The sequence below is a fragment of the Umezawaea sp. genome, assembly GCF_036375055.1.
Lineage (GTDB): Bacteria > Actinomycetota > Actinomycetes > Mycobacteriales > Pseudonocardiaceae > Umezawaea.
The window spans coordinates 1-14,489 of record NZ_DASUSQ010000117.1; the positions used below are offsets into that span (position 1 = coordinate 1).

A 14,489-nucleotide genomic window follows, 5' to 3' on the forward strand; every position below is an offset into this window, starting at 1 on the left:
GCGCCGATCGTGACCGTGGTCGACGGGAACTGCGGGGTGCTGACGGTGAGCACGCCGGACCCGCTCATCGCCGGGTACAGGCCGAGCGACGAGAACACGTACCAGGCGCTCATCGTGCCCAGGTCGTCGTTGCCGGTCATGCCGTCGGGGCCGGTGGTGAACAGCGTCCACGCCGCGCGCACCGCGGTGGACGCCTTGCCCGGCGCGCCGACCCAGTTGTACATCCACGGCGCCAGCAGGTCGGGCTCGTTGTTCGGGTTGTACGTGGGCTTGCCGTAGTAGTCGTAGGGCTGGGTGATCCAGTCGCGCCGCGCCGTGCCCGCCGGGTCGGCGAGCAGCTTGTCGTAGACGAAGAAGTCGTCCAGCCGCTTGGTCGTGGCGGCCTTGCCGCCCATCAGGGAGACCATCCCGGCCGGGTCCTGCGGGACCAGCCACTGGTACTGGTAGGCGCCGCCCTCGTGGAACTGGTGCCCGGCCTCGACCGGGTCGTACGGCGTGAGCCACGTGCCCTCGGCGGTGCGCGGGCGGAACTGGGAGATCGAGGAGTCCCACAGGTTGCGGTACCACTGGCCGCGGCCCGCGAACAGCGTGGCGTCGGCGGTCTTGCCGAGCCCCTTGGCCATCAGCGCGAGCGAGGCGTCGGCCGCCGAGTACTCCATCGTCGCCGAAGCCGGGTGCACGCAGTCGTTGTCGCCGCCCTTGTGCGCGCAGTCCGTGCCCAGCTTCAGGCCGGACGGGATGTAGCCGCGGTCGTTGTAGTGCTCGACGCCGGAACGCCCGTTGTACGGCGAGTCGGCGGGCGGGAGGCTCGTGGCGTTCTCGCGCAGCAGCGCGTAGGTCTCCTCCTCGTACCCGGCGAGCAGGCCCTTCGACCACGCCTCCACCAGGAACGGGGTGACCGGGTCGCCGGTCATGATGTTGGTCTCGCTGTTCGCGAGCGCCCAGCGGGGCAGCCAGCCGCCGTCCCGGCCCGCCGCCACGAGCGACAGCGCGACGTCGCGCGCCACGTCCGGGCGCAGCATCTCCAGGAGCTGGTTCTGCGGGCGGTAGGTGTCCCACAGCGAGAAGTTCTGGTACGGCGTGAACCCGGACGCCGTGTGCACCGCGCCGTCGAACCCGACGTACTTGCCGTCGACGTCGCCGGCGAGGTTCGGGTGCAGCAGCGAGTGGTAGAGCGCGGTGTAGAACGCCGTCCGCCGCTCGACCGAGCCGCCGCCGATGGTGACCGAGGAGAGCTGCGCGACCCAGTCGTCGTGGGCCTTCTGCCTCGTGGCCTCGAAGTCGTGGTTCGTCGTCTCGGCGGCGAGGTTCTTCCGCGCGCCCTCGGCCCCGGTGTAGGACAGGCCGACCTTCACGACGACGTCGCGGTCGGCGGTGGCGTCGAACGTGACCCAGGCCCCGTTGGAGCCCGTGCCCGCCGCGTCGCGGCTGCCGGGCGTCGTGGTCGACCCGCGCCACGAGCCGAAGGACGCGAACGGGCGGTCGAACGTGGCCGTGAAGTACACGGTGTGCTCGTCGCGGCCCGCGCAGAACCCACCGGCCCTGACCCGGCCCTCGACCGTGCGGTCCCCGACGACGTGCACCTCGGAGTCGAACACGTTCTGGTTGGCCTTGCCGGTGTTGAACAGGACGTTCGCCGCGCCCGTCGCCGGGAACGTGTGCCGCTGCCAGCCCGTGCGGGTGGTGGCGGTCAGCTCCGAGTTCACCCCGTACTTCGACAGGCCGACGCGGTAGTAGCCGGGCGTCGCGGCCTCGTCGGAGTGGGAGTACGGCGAGCGGTAGACGTTCGGGTCGACGCTGCTGACGGCGCCGGTCGTCGGCATCATCGGCAGCTCGCCCGCGACGCCGCAGCCCACGCCGGACAGGTGCGTCTGGCTGAACCCGTAGATCGTGCCCTGCTGGTAGTCGTACCCGCCCTGCCCGCCGGTGTCCGGGCTGACCTGCACCATCCCGAACGGCGAGCTGGCGCCGGGGAAGGTGTTGCCGAAGTTCTGGGTTCCGACGAACGGGTTCACCAGCCCGGTCGGGTCCTCTGGCGGGGCCGCCGTCGCGGGCGGTGTGGCGAGCAAGCCCGCCACGAGCGCTCCGGCGAGCGCCGCCGCGGCACGGGTTCGTCTGCTGCGCACCAGGTCCTCCTCGATGACATCGTTGTCATGCCCCGCAGTCGTTCTCCTGCCACGCACCGTGTCAGGGCGGACATCCGCCTGTCAACGACTCGAACGAGAACCGACAAGACAGAACAGGACACGGCCCTGACCGTTCGTTCCGCGACGAACCGGTCGGAGGGTCGTCCCGACCAGCGCGCCGAACGCGAGGTGGTCGGCGTACTGCGGGCCCCTCGGCAGCGCCCGGACGGCCGGGTACCGCCGTCCCACGACCTCCAGGTCCAGCACGGCGACCGCCAGACCCGCGACGGCTCCGCCGAGCGCACCGAACGGCCGCCGCCGGTGGACGGCCGCGAGCACCGCCGTCCACCCCGCGGTCAGCAGCGCGTGCGCGACCACCCCGCGCGCGGCGGAGGCGCGGCGGCCGGGGAGCAGCGTCCCGGCCGCGCGCGTCGCGGCGAGCACGTCGCCGCCGGTCGCCAGGGCGTGCAGCGTGGACGGCACCCCGCTCAGCACCCCCGCGACCACCGCCGCCCGCGGGGCCCGCGTCACGCCCCGCTGCCGTACGGCCGGGTGATGATCTCCAGCGCGTGCCCGTCGGGGTCGTCGAAGTACACGCCCCGCCCGCCGTCGTGGGTGTTGATCCGCCCCTCGTCCTGGTGGTGCGGGTCCGACCAGTAGGTGAGCCCCCGCTCCTTGATCCGGCCGAAGATGGCGTCGAAGTCGTCCTCGTCGACGAGGAACGCGTAGTGCTGCGACGTGATCTCGCCCGGCCTGGTCATGAAGTCGAGCGTGGTGTCGCCGTCGGTCTGCACGGTGACGAACGGCCCGAACGGCACCGGTGCGGGCAGGCCCATCACCTCCGCCAGGAACCGGGCGGACCCCTTCGCGTCGCTCGCCGCCACGATCGTGTGGTTCAACCGCACTGCCATGCTGGTGAAGCCCCCTTTCGACTAGCTCCGAACCATCGAGGCTAGAACCTCCACCGCGCTGGAAGTCAACTCGCCGGGGTTTCTGTCGGACCTCCCTCGTAGGATCGCCGCCATGTCCTCCCCCGACACCGGAACGGCCGTGAGCGAAGCCCGTGGAGTACTCCAGCGGGTGTTCGGGTACGCCGAGTTCCGCGGCAGCCAGCAGGACGTCATCGAGCACGTGGTCGCGGGTGGCGACGCGCTCGTCCTGATGCCGACGGGTGGCGGGAAGTCCCTGTGCTACCAGATCCCCGCGCTGGTCCGGCCGGGTGTCGGCGTGGTCGTCTCGCCGCTGATCGCCCTGATGCAGGACCAGGTCGACGCGCTGCGCAACGTCGGTGTGCGGGCCGGGTTCCTGAACTCCACGCAGAACCCGGACGAGCGCAGCATGGTCGAGTCGGAGTTCCTGGCGGGGGAGCTCGACCTGCTCTACCTTGCCCCGGAGCGGCTGCGCCTCGAATCGACCGCGCGCCTGCTCGACCGGGGGAAGGTCTCGCTGTTCGCGATCGACGAGGCCCACTGCGTTTCCCAGTGGGGCCACGACTTCCGGCCGGACTACCTGGCGCTCTCGGCCGTGCACGAGCGCTGGCCGGACGTGCCCCGCATCGCGCTGACGGCCACCGCGACGAAGGCGACGCACCAGGAGATCGCCACCCGGCTCAACCTCCAGGAGGCCCGGCACTTCGTCGCGAGCTTCGACCGCCCCAACATCCAGTACCGCATCGAACCCAAGAACGAGCCGAAGAAGCAGCTCCTCGACCTGCTCCGCACCGAGCACGCGGGCGACGCGGGCATCGTCTACTGCCTCTCGCGCGCGTCGGTGGAGAAGACGGCGGAGTTCCTGGTGCAGAACGGGGTCCCCGCCCTGCCGTACCACGCGGGCCTCGACTCGGGCGTCCGCGCGGCCAACCAGTCCCGCTTCCTGCGCGAGGACGGCCTGGTCATGGTCGCCACCATCGCCTTCGGCATGGGCATCGACAAGCCGGACGTCCGGTTCGTCGCCCACCTCGACCTGCCCAAGTCGGTCGAGGGCTACTACCAGGAGACCGGCCGCGCTGGCCGCGACGGCCTGCCGTCCACGGCGTGGCTGGCCTACGGCCTCCAGGACGTGGTGCAGCAGCGCAAGATGATCGACACCTCGGAGGGCGACCAGGCCCACCGCCGGATGCTCGGCCTGCACCTCGACGCGATGCTCTCGCTGTGCGAGACCGTCGAGTGCCGCCGCGCCCGCCTCCTCGCCTACTTCGGCCAGGAGGGCGAGCCGTGCGGCAACTGCGACACGTGCCTGTCCCCGCCGGAGTCGTGGGACGGCACCATCGCCGCGCAGAAGCTGCTGTCGACGGTGTACCGGTTGCAGAACGAGCGCAGGCAGAAGTTCGGCGCGGGCCAGGTCGTCGACATCCTGCTGGGCAGGAAGACCGCCAAGGTCATCCAGTTCGACCACGACTCGCTCACCGTCTTCGGCATCGGGGCCGACCTGAAGGAGTCCGAGTGGCGCGGCGTGGTCCGCCAGCTGCTCGCGCAGGGCCTCCTGGCGGTGGAGGGCGACTACGGCACCCTCGTCCTGACGCCCGCGAGCGCCGAGGTGCTGGGCCGCAAGCGGGAGGTCGTGCTCCGGCGCGAGCCCGAGCGCGTCCGCGCCGCCAGGCCCGCCCGTGCCGCGAAGGCCGCCGCCGCGGTGGTGGACATGCCCGCCGAGGCGGCCCCGGTGTTCGAGCGGCTCCGCGCCTGGCGGGCCGCGACGGCGAAGGAGCAGGGCGTGCCCGCGTACGTCGTCTTCCACGACGCGACCCTGCGGCAGATCGCCACCCTCGCCCCCGGCTCGCTGGAGGAACTGGGCACGGTCAGCGGCGTGGGCGAGAACAAGCTGGCGAAGTACGGCCAGGGAATTCTGGACACGCTGGCGGAGTAGGCGCCCCGCCGAGTTTTCGCGCACGGGAGAAGTCGGCTTTCGCTTCCGATAGCCGCACGCGGTCGACCGCGATTATTCGTCATATCGGCCGAGGCCGCACATTCGTTAGCGGGTTGTGCGAGTCGATGACAGCGCGTGAGCCCGTGCCCCTGTGCACTGGGGTGCCGCCTCGGCACCAGGCGGCGTAGTCCCTGGCAGCGCGCTGTAACCGTGGCCTCACGGTCGACTACGCACCGCACTGTTTCGGGCCCGTCGATATCAACAGGTGACCTAGGTTGCTCCGAACAGCCGTATTTCGGTACGGCTGAGCGACATAGTGTGATTCGCCAAGCGCGGTTGCTATTGCCCAATGGGGCTGACGCGACGTCCGCCCGCGCGTTACCCGATGTACACCTGATGGCATATGAGGGGTCAATTTCTCCATGAGCATCGACGTGGCGTTGAAGGAAGCGATGACCATCACGGGGGCGGTGGGCGTGGCGCTCGTCGACTACGACAGCGGCATGTCGCTGGGCTCGCTGGGCGGGGGCGAGTGGCTCGACCTGGACATCGCGGCGGCGGGCAACACCGAGGTCGTGCGCGCGAAGCTGCGGGTCATGGCGTCCCTCGCGCTGAACGACAGCATCGAGGACATCCTGATCACGCTGAGCCGCCAGTACCACCTGATCCGGCCGCTCTCGGCGAGGGGCAACTCGACGCTGTTCCTCTACCTGGTGCTGGACCGCGAACGGGCCAACCTCGCCCTCGCCCGGCACAGCCTGAAGCGCATCGAAGCCAGCCTGGCCGTATGAGCGCCGCGGAAGCCCACCGACCGGCCGCCGGCGCGCCGCTGCCGACGCGGAGACCGTCGACGCCCGGCGCGAAACCCCTCCCGATGGGGCCCGTGGTGGCACAGCCGCCGTTCGACTCGGACGAGATGGGCGCGACGCTGCGCACGATCCGCGGTCAGGTCGACCGGGTGACCGGGCTCCTGGTGGCCACCCAGGACGGTCTGGTCCTGGCGGAGGACACCAGGGACGTCGAGGTCGAGAGCGTCGCGGCCATGTCCGCGGCGGCCATCGGGCTCGCCGTGCAGTTCACCACGCAGGCCGGGATCGGCGAGCCGCGCACGGCGATGTTCGAGGGCGAGTCCGGCTACGTCTGCGTGTTCCCGGTCGAGTCGTCGCTCCTGCTCGTCGTGTTCGGCGAGCGGGACATCACCATGGGGTTGTTCAACATAGCGGCCAAGCAGGCGCTGTCGCTCTTGCAGCACGTCGTCCTGCGGCAGCGCGTGCGCACCGTGCGCGCGAACCGGCGGGCCTACTTCGAGGAAGGTTCGGCGGAGGCCTGACCGGCCGCCCCGGTCCGCCGGGGAACCGGGCCAGTTCTGGGCCGAGCCCGCGGAGTGCGGTCGGGAATTCCGGGGTGAGAACGGCTCGAATCGGCGTTCTCCGAGTGCGGAGTTCATTGAGGAACGCGCCGGTTCAGAATCCACGTGCGGGTTTTCGACGCCTTTCTTCACAATGTCACGTCGATGTCACCCTTCGTGTCCGCCTGGGGCGGCGCGAAGGGTGACGGACCGTCCGTGTGTCGCCCGGCGGTCGGGATTGTGCACGTCAAACGCTCCGTCACCCCGATCTGGCGGTGCGTGATCCGCTCGGGTGGTGTTACACACCGCACTCATCGAGGCTCAACGGTGACACGGGTTGCTCCAAACGGTCGTTCTTCCGTGCGGTTCCGCGACGTGGTGTGATTTGCTGGGCGCCGCCGCTTCGGCCCGCGCGAAATGGTTCGCGGGTTGTCCGGCACCTTCCCCGATCACGCATGAGGAGCCCTTTTTCCATGAGCATCGACTTAGCCTTGAAAGAAGCCATGAGCATCGTGGGTGCCGTGGGGGTGGCGCTGGTCGACTACGACAGCGGCATGTCGCTGGGCACGCTCGGCGGCGGTGACTGGCTCGACCTGGACGTCGCCGCGGCGGGCAACACCGAGGTCGTGCGCGCGAAGCTGCGGGTCATGTCGTCGCTCAAGCTGAACGACACCATCGAGGACATCCTGATCACGCTCAACCGCCAGTACCACCTGATCCGGCCGCTGTCCGCCGCCAAGGGCAACCCGACGCTGTTCCTCTACCTGGTGCTGGACCGCGAGCACGCGAACCTCGCCCTCGCGCGGCACTACCTCAAGCGCATCGAGGCCCACCTGACGGTGTAGGGCGCCGCGCCGGTCCGGACGTCCGCGACCGTGGTCACCGCGCTGGTCGGGAGCGGTGGCGCACGCCGCGCGGACGGACGCCGAGGCGCACCCCGCGCACCGGTCAGCCCACGATCCGCCGGATCACGCTGATCGGCCCGATGTCGTCGATGTTGGCGATCTTCACCGGCACGCCCTCGGTCGACGCGTGCACGGCCCGGACGTCGTCCACGGCCATGGCCACGTGCGACTGCCCGGAGTAGTAGATGATCAGGTCGCCCGGCTGGACCTCGCCGCGCGACACCGGCCTCCCGGTCGTCGCCTGCGTGTACGTGACCCTGGGGATGGCCACGCCCGCCTCGCGGTACGAGGCCTGCGTCAGGCTGGAGCAGTCCCACGTGTTCGGGCCGTTGGAGCCGAACACGTAGGCCTTCCCGCGCTGGGCCAGCGCGAACGCCAACGCCTTCCCGGCCGCGCCGGAGGGCGTGGGGACCGCGGACGTGTCACCCCTGTTCGCCAGCACGGCCCTGTCGGAGGAGGTCAGCGAGTCGTACTGCCTGCGCGCCGCGTTCACCTGCGACACCAGTGCGACTCGCTTCTCCTCGATGTCGTCGACCAGGTCGTTCGCCGCGGCCGACGCCTCCGCCGCCCGCTCCCGCGCGTCCCGCGCCCCGGCGCGCGCGGCGGTGGCGTCGGCCAGCGCGGCCGACAGCGACTCCAGCGACGCCGCCTGGTCGGCCGCCAGCACGTCCATCGCCGACATCCGGGTGAGGAAGTCGGTCTGGCTGTCGGCGACCAGCATCGCCGACAGCCCGGTGAACCGCGCGCCCTGGAACGACGCCTCGGTCAGGAGGTCCACCTGGCCGCGGAACTGCGTCTCCGCCGCCGTCGCCCGGTCCAGCGCCTGCCCCGCCGTCACGAGGTCCTGGTTCGCGCGCTCCAGCTCGGCCTGCTTGGCCCGCTTGTCCTCCTGGGCGCGCAGGTGCTCCTCGTTGAGGACCTCCGCGTCGTGCGTCAGGCCGGTGTACCGCTTGAGCGCCTCGGAGGAGTTCGGGGGCACCGGTTCGGCCCCCGCCGCGGGTGCGGGAGCGAGGACCAGGGCGGCGGTGATCGCCACCGCGAGAGCGGCACGGGCGGTGCGCCTGACCGGCAACGACGTCATACCGGGCTGTACGGGAACCGGCGGATCGCGGTTCAGTATTCGTTCATAGCTTTCCAATACGTCTTGACCGCTTTGTCCGAGGTCGCTAACGTTTCTGGTCTAGACCACATGTACAAGCGACAACCTGGATCCGCTGACCAGCGGAAACCTCGTGGCCGAGAGAGAACCGTGCCAATTCCGCCGCGTTGGCACGGCGCGTGGATCACGTATCCGCTGCATCGGGTTCCCACCCCTGCGGTGGTCGGCGCTCCCGTAGTGCCCTCCACCTGGGAACAGCCATTCATTCCAGAGGAGCTGACATGAGCATGAGGAGCAAGATCGCCGCGGCGGCGGTCGCCATCGGCGTCGCACCCCTGATCGTCGTCCTGTCACCCGCGGGGACGGCGAGTGCGCACGGCTACATCTCGTCCCCACCCAGCAGGCAGGCGAACTGCGCCCAGGGCCGCGTCCAGAACTGCGGCGACATCGTCTGGGAGCCGCAGAGCGTCGAGGGCCCGAAGGGCGTCAAGAACTGCCACGGCAACTCGCGCTTCACGGTGCTGAGCGATGAGAGCAAGGGCTGGCCCGCGGCCTCGGTGGGCGGCACGGTCAACTTCAACTGGGTGCTGACGGCGCGCCACGCCACCAGCACCTGGGAGTACTTCATCGGTGGGACCCGCATCGCCGTCTTCAACGACGGCGGCAGGCAGCCGGGTGCCACCGTGAACCACTCCGTCAACCTCGGCGGTCGCACGGGCAGGCAGAAGGTCCTCGCGGTGTGGAACATCGCGGACACGGCCAACGCCTTCTACTCGTGCGTCGACGTGCAGGTGAACGGCTTCGCGGCCGGGTCGAAGACGCTGGCTCCCGCCTAGTCGCCGGCAGGGGACCCGCGCTCCGCGCCGGAGCGCGGGTCCCCGTTCCGCCCGCACCCCGAGCCGTGGAGGACCATGAACCGCCGACCGCTCGCCCTGCTGCTCGCCGCCGCCCTGCTGCTCGCGGGCTGCGGCTCCGTCGACTCCACCTCGAAGGCCGACTTCAACGTGACCGACGTGATGTTCCTCCAGATGATGCTCCCCCTGCACGCCCAGGGCATCGAGCTGACCGGTCTGGCGAAGGAGCGGGCGGTCGAGCCCGCCGTGCGCGACCTCGCCGAGGAGCTGGACACCGTGCAGCGCGAGGAGTCCGAGACCATGAGGGGCTGGCTGACCGAGTGGGGGCAGTCGACCGAGGTGGACGCCGACCCCGGCGCGCACGCGCACCACGGGGGACTGCACCAGACCAGTCCCGCCGAGATCGCCGCGCTCAAGTCCACACCGGACTCGGAGTTCGACACCACGTTCCTCAACCTGATGACCGGGCACCTGCACAACTCGGTCGAGCTGACGAAGACCGAAGTGGACGGAGGCCGCAACGCGAGCGCCAAGGAGCTGGCGACCACCATCCGCGAGTCGCGGACCAAGGAGATCAGCCGGTTGCTGAGCCTGGTCGGGTAGCGGGCGGGCCCGCGAGCCACGCCTCGTGCGACCGCCACGCCAGCAGCGTCGACGGGCTCTCGAACCGCCGGGGCGCGCCCGTGAGCGGATCGGTGAACGCGAGCACCTTCGCCAGCAGCTGCAACGGTTTCCGGTAGTCGTCCAACGCGGTCTCGGTCAGGACGGGGTAGAAGTCGTCACCGAGGATCGGCACGCCGAGCCCGGCCATGTGCAGCCGGAGCTGGTGCGTGCGCCCGGTCCTCGGCAGCAGCCGGTACCGGCCGAGGCCGTCGCGGTGCTCGACGAGTTCGACGAGGGTCTCGCTGTTCGGCGGCCCCTCCGGCTCCCGCGCGGTGATGACGCCCTTCTCCTTGACGATCCGGCTGCGCACCGTGCGCGGCAGGTCGAGGTCGGGGTCGTACCGGGCGACGGCCTCGTACTCCTTGTGCACCAAGCGGTCCCGGAACAGCGTCTGGTACGCGCCGCGCCGGGCCGGGTTCACCACGAACATGATCAGCCCGGCGGTCACGCGGTCCAGCCGGTGCGCGGGCACGAGGTCCGGCAGGTCCAGCTCGCGCCGCAGCCGCACCAGCGCCGTCTCCACGATGTGCTTGCCGCGCGGGATCGTCGCGAGGAAGTGCGGCTTGTCCACGACCAGCAGGTCGTCGTCGCGGTGCACGACACCGATCTCGAACGGCACCGCCACCTCGTCGGGCAGGTCGCGGTGGAACCACACCGACGAGTTCGGCACGAACGGCGCGTTCGGCGCCACCGGCCCGTCCATGTCCACGATCCGGCTCTCGCGCAGCATCGTGTCGATGCGCGCCGGGTCCACCTTCGGCAGCCGCTCGACCAGGTGGTCCCGCAGCGTCGCCCAGGACCCCTCCGCGGGCATCCGCAGCCGGGCCGGGTCGAGGCCGTGCCGCTGGGGCAGCGGGGGCTTGAGCTTGCGTCTCATCGTGGGGGAGCGTAACCGTTCCCGGTTCCCCCGCCGGGCGCGGTGGAGGAACCGGTCCGGATTCGCGGCGCGAACCATTTTTTCTCACTCGCACTCACGAATTACCGGGAATGCATGATCGACTGGTTCACGTCCATAAACATTCGACGCGCTCTTGAAAGAGACACGCTAACGCCCTTAATGTTTGCCTTCCACGTCGCCGCCGCAGCCACGGAAGGGACGATGATGTCACGACTGTTTTCCCGAGTGCGCGTGTTCGCACTCGCGGCGGCCGCACTCACCGCAACGGGAATCGTCGGCGCACCGAGCGCCGGGGCTCAGGTCGAGTCCGGAGGCTGGACCTCCTACTCGCCCTCGTTCACCGTTCAGGAGAGGGGGTGCGGGGTCGTCAACGGGCTCACGTTCCAGTTGACGTGCTCCACGGCCAGCGGCGACCAGCGCGCCGAGCGCCGGTACGCGAACTACTCCGGCGGCGGTGCCCGCCAGTTCGAGGGCACGTTCCGGATCTCCAGCCTGGCCGGTACCCGGATCAGCCTGAAGCAGACGTTCAACGACTCCGAGCCCGGCCCGTTCTTCATGCTCGCGGTCGAGCGCGGCGGCAGGCTCTACGCCGTGCACGGCGGCGCCACGGTCGCCACCGGGGCCACCGTGGGCACATCGGTGCGGGTCAACACGGTGCACCGGATCGGGAACAACCACAAGACGTACATCAACGGATCGCTGAAGCACACCTACGCGAGCCCCGGCGGGAACTTCTACGACAAGTTCGGCGCCTACCGGACGAGTTCGGGTCAGGGGCCCGCCACGGTCGTGTGGAGCGGGGTCAAGTTCTGGCGGCAGTAGGTCGGTCTCGACGTCCTGCCGTCCCGGTGGTGCCGGTCGCCACCGGGACGGCGGGGGTCCTCCACCCCTGGGGGGTTCGTGCTCAAGTTCCCTGTTCCGCTCGCGGTCGTCCTCGTTCTCGCCGGGTGTTCGGGCGAGGCTCCCCGATCAGGTTCCGCGGTCGAGTTGGGTGTTGTCCTGGAATCGCCCGTTGACGCGGTGCTGTCGTGGAAGGTCGCCGATCCTCGTGTTTCCGGGGTGGCGGTGGAGTTCGCCACCGGCGAGGGCGGGGAGTACACGACGCTCCAGTACGCGCCGGTGGAACAAGGTTCCCACCGGCATCCCGACCTGATTCCCTCCACGGATTTTTCGTACCGTGTCCGGGCTTATTCCGGGGCCGTGGGGGAGGTGCGGAAAATCGCCCTGCCGCCCGGTGAGCTGGATGACGGGACGCAGGCGGAGGACCACGCGTGGGTCACGCCCAGGACCGTGCCGGGGGTTGTCGACGGGGTGTCGTCGGTGCGGGCCGGGGGAGGGGTGCCCGGTGACTTCCGGGGGACGGTCGTGCACGCCAACGGGATTCTGTTCACGTGGGTCGACCGGGCTGATGACGAGGACGGGTACCTGATCGAGGTGAAGGCGGAGGGCGCTTCGGTGTTCACGCCCGCCGCGGTGTTGCAGGCGGGGGTGAACTCGGCCGGGTTGATCACGTTGCCCGGGGAGAAGGTGGCTGAGTACCGGGTTCGGGCGTTCTGCTGGGGGGAGGGGTCGAACGTGGTGCGGGTGCGGACCGGGGCGGATGTGGACTCCCGGTGAGCCTGGGGTGGTGTCGGTGTCGGGGTGGGTGGGTTGCGTTGCTGTCAGAGGGCGGTTGCCGTGGCTCGCGTCGTGCTGTGGCCGCGCGTCGCCTTGACCGCGGGCCCGGCGCTCTGTGTCCTGTGTGGACTGATCACGCCTGGTTCTGCTCTGCTTCCAGCTCGGGGGCCTTGTCTTCGCCTCGCTTGCGGAGGAAGTTGAAACCCGGGATGCCCAGGATGGCCTGGCGGACGTCGTTGGTGACCTCCAGCAGCTGGTGGAGGTCCGGGCCCACCTTGTCCAGGGTTGCGAGGATCGGTAGTACGTCCGTGAGGACGTGTTCGGTGATGACCGGTAGCTGGTCGACCAGTTTGATGGCTGCTTCGATCTCGTGGGGTGACAGCTCCTCCACGAAGCGGCGGAGCAGTGGCATCGCCTGGCGGGCCAGGGGGGAGTAGGCCTCCAGCAGTTCGTGGGCCGTGCGGGCGGTGGACTCGGCTACCGCCACGACACCGTTGGCCTGTGAGGTGATGTCCACTACCTCGGTCACGACCGCTTCGGCCGCCGTGGAGACGCGGCGGGCGTCGGCGACGACCACCTGTGCCGCGGCGCTGACCGTGCGTGCTTGTTCGACCACCGCGGTGACCTGGTCCACGACCGCTTCGGTTTTCCGAACCAAGGTGTCCGCTCTGGTCACCACGTCGTCCACCCGGCCGACGAGTGATTCGGCCGAATCCAGTAGACCCAGCACCCTGCCGGGAACGGCGGCGACCGTGACCGCGGTGTCCACCGCCCATCCAACGGTCGACTTCGCCAGGCCGAACAGCGCACCGGGATCGGGCAGTCGCATCTGCATGCGTCCACTGTGCCCTACGCGGCGTGGATGTTCAGTTCTTGATCGCGAACAGGGGGCGGTGTGATGAGATCGACTTCGGCGGAGCCCTTTCCGGCAGGCGGGTCGGTGACGCGCCCGTTTGTGCTACCGACCGTGCGCGGGGTGTAGTCGTTCGTCTTGGAATATGTTCAGTGGATGTTCTCGTCGCTACCGTTGTGGCGGGCGGGGCTTGCCGGGGGGAGGGCGTGGATCGGTTCCGCGGCGCGGTTCGGTCGGTGCTGATGTGAGCGCTGGGCGAATTGTGCAAAACGGCTGCGTGCATGTGTGCGGGGACCGGGTGCCGCCTTCGGAATGCCGTTGGCTGTCGTTCGCCAATTGCTTCGACCGCGGTGCGCTCGGGTGCGGGGTGCCGTCGTCTGCGGAAGCGGTGTCGCGGCGGTGTTCCGATGTGCTGTTGGTCGACGTCAGAGCCGTTGTCTGCCGCTGGTGGCCCGGTGCCGCGCGGATTCGACGCGGTGGTCTCGTGGCCGGCTCTTTGCGGTCGGCGGTTGGAAAAAATCTGGCCGTCCGGGCTCCGCGTCGTCCGCTGCGGGATGGCCGTGCGTTCGTCGGCCGCACGTTCGTGTGAGTGAGCGGGATAGGCCTGGTTTAGGGGTGTCGGTTTACCGATTCGACGGCGCTGTCCACTCCGTGGACGTCCTGGGGCCTTCCGGGCGGTCTCGCATGGCGGGTCGCGGTAGCGCTGGACGGGTGACCCTGATAACGGCTGCCCTCGAACGGGTGACGTTTGGCGGGGCTCGAAACTCCGCGCGGTGCGGTCGTTGACTTTTTTCCGCAAGCCGACTATTAACTGCGTTGGTTTGGTATTGTCGTCACATTCCGCCCGTTCGACTCGTTGTGAGGTTCGACCCATGGCCCAGAAGGTTCTCGTCCAGCTGATCGACGACCTGGACGGCACGAGCAGTGAAGACATTTCCACGGTGCAGTTTTCACTGGATGGTGTTACCTACGAGATCGACCTGAATGAGGCCAACGGCGCGAAGCTGCGCGATGGTCTGGCCAGTTTCGTCGCCGCCGCACGGCGGACCGGCGGTCGCGCGAAGCGCGGCACCGCCGCGGTCGTGGGGGGCAAGCCCGCCGGAGAGGGGCGGAGCAAGGAGCAGACGCGGGCCATCCGCGACTGGGCCAAGGCGAACGGGCACGAGCTCGCGGACCGCGGCCGCATCCCGGCCAGCGTGGTCGACGCGTTCGAGTCCGCCCACCGCTGAGCCCCAGGGCTTCAGCGCGAGAGCCCCGAGACCGC

General features: G+C 69.8%; 15 protein-coding genes. 9 read left to right on the plus strand and 6 right to left on the minus strand.

Annotated features, from left to right (window positions below; all coding sequences use genetic code 11):
- The 3 genes from VFZ92_RS29830 to VFZ92_RS29840 all read right to left on the minus strand — a co-directional run.
- On the minus strand, positions 1 to 2,126 hold a 2,126-nt coding region (locus VFZ92_RS29830; RefSeq protein ID WP_414720056.1), incomplete at its 3' end, for a GH92 family glycosyl hydrolase.
- A gap of 81 nt (positions 2,127 to 2,207) precedes the next feature.
- On the minus strand, positions 2,208 to 2,657 hold the full coding sequence (locus tag VFZ92_RS29835; RefSeq protein WP_330879401.1) for a hypothetical protein: 450 nt from the start codon (positions 2,655 to 2,657) through the stop codon (positions 2,208 to 2,210).
- Positions 2,654 to 3,037 (minus strand): VOC family protein, encoded by a 384-nt coding sequence (locus VFZ92_RS29840; protein WP_330879402.1) that lies wholly within the window; start codon positions 3,035 to 3,037, stop codon positions 2,654 to 2,656. The genes VFZ92_RS29835 and VFZ92_RS29840 overlap by 4 nt, the downstream gene beginning before the upstream one ends.
- 112 nt (positions 3,038 to 3,149) lie before the next feature.
- On the opposite strand from VFZ92_RS29840, the gene recQ reads away from it, so the two are divergent.
- From recQ to VFZ92_RS29860, 4 genes are all read left to right on the plus strand, one after another.
- Positions 3,150 to 4,988, plus strand: coding sequence for a DNA helicase RecQ (gene recQ / locus VFZ92_RS29845; protein WP_330879403.1), 1,839 nt, complete (start codon positions 3,150 to 3,152; stop codon positions 4,986 to 4,988).
- 422 nt (positions 4,989 to 5,410) lie between these two features.
- Positions 5,411 to 5,779, plus strand: a complete 369-nt coding sequence (locus VFZ92_RS29850) for a hypothetical protein (RefSeq protein WP_330879404.1) — start codon at positions 5,411 to 5,413, stop codon at positions 5,777 to 5,779.
- Positions 5,776 to 6,318 (plus strand): roadblock/LC7 domain-containing protein, encoded by a 543-nt coding sequence (locus VFZ92_RS29855; RefSeq protein ID WP_330879405.1) that lies wholly within the window; start codon positions 5,776 to 5,778, stop codon positions 6,316 to 6,318. Before VFZ92_RS29850 ends, VFZ92_RS29855 begins: the two co-directional genes overlap by 4 nt.
- Positions 6,319 to 6,809: 491 nt before the next feature.
- Entirely contained in the window at positions 6,810 to 7,181 is a 372-nt protein-coding gene (locus VFZ92_RS29860; protein ID WP_330879406.1) for a hypothetical protein, read from the plus strand.
- A 103-nt stretch (positions 7,182 to 7,284) separates the two neighbouring features.
- On the opposite strand, the gene VFZ92_RS29865 is transcribed toward VFZ92_RS29860, so the two are convergent.
- The gene (locus VFZ92_RS29865; protein WP_330879407.1) at positions 7,285 to 8,322 is read right to left on the minus strand and encodes a C40 family peptidase; all 1,038 of its coding nucleotides are present in this window, start codon (positions 8,320 to 8,322) and stop codon (positions 7,285 to 7,287) included.
- A 299-nt stretch (positions 8,323 to 8,621) separates the two neighbouring features.
- On the opposite strand from VFZ92_RS29865, the gene VFZ92_RS29870 reads away from it, so the two are divergent.
- A complete protein-coding gene (locus VFZ92_RS29870) occupies positions 8,622 to 9,176 on the plus strand; it encodes a lytic polysaccharide monooxygenase auxiliary activity family 9 protein (RefSeq protein ID WP_330879408.1) in 555 nt (184 codons plus the stop codon).
- Between the two features lie 75 nt (positions 9,177 to 9,251).
- Positions 9,252 to 9,797 carry a DUF305 domain-containing protein gene (locus VFZ92_RS29875; protein WP_330879409.1) on the plus strand — a complete coding sequence of 182 codons (546 nt, stop codon included), beginning with the start codon at positions 9,252 to 9,254 and terminating at the stop codon, positions 9,795 to 9,797.
- Here the strand turns inward: VFZ92_RS29875 and VFZ92_RS29880 are convergent.
- Positions 9,769 to 10,734 carry an RluA family pseudouridine synthase gene (locus VFZ92_RS29880; RefSeq protein ID WP_330879410.1) on the minus strand — a complete coding sequence of 322 codons (966 nt, stop codon included), beginning with the start codon at positions 10,732 to 10,734 and terminating at the stop codon, positions 9,769 to 9,771. The genes VFZ92_RS29875 and VFZ92_RS29880 overlap by 29 nt on opposite strands.
- A 225-nt stretch (positions 10,735 to 10,959) precedes the next feature.
- Between VFZ92_RS29880 and VFZ92_RS29885 the strand changes: the two genes are divergently transcribed.
- On the plus strand, positions 10,960 to 11,577 hold the full coding sequence (locus VFZ92_RS29885) for a hypothetical protein (RefSeq protein ID WP_414720058.1): 618 nt from the start codon (positions 10,960 to 10,962) through the stop codon (positions 11,575 to 11,577).
- Between the two features lie 387 nt (positions 11,578 to 11,964).
- Positions 11,965 to 12,372, plus strand: coding sequence for a hypothetical protein (locus VFZ92_RS29890; protein ID WP_330879411.1), 408 nt, complete (start codon positions 11,965 to 11,967; stop codon positions 12,370 to 12,372).
- Between the two features lie 133 nt (positions 12,373 to 12,505).
- On the opposite strand, the gene VFZ92_RS29895 is transcribed toward VFZ92_RS29890, so the two are convergent.
- Complete coding sequence (locus VFZ92_RS29895; RefSeq protein WP_330879412.1) at positions 12,506 to 13,207, minus strand: hypothetical protein; 702 nt, start codon at positions 13,205 to 13,207, stop codon at positions 12,506 to 12,508.
- Between the two features lie 890 nt (positions 13,208 to 14,097).
- Between VFZ92_RS29895 and VFZ92_RS29900 the strand changes: the two genes are divergently transcribed.
- Positions 14,098 to 14,454, plus strand: a complete 357-nt coding sequence (locus VFZ92_RS29900; protein ID WP_259624838.1) for a histone-like nucleoid-structuring protein Lsr2 — start codon at positions 14,098 to 14,100, stop codon at positions 14,452 to 14,454.
- Positions 14,455 to 14,489 lie beyond the last annotated feature (35 nt).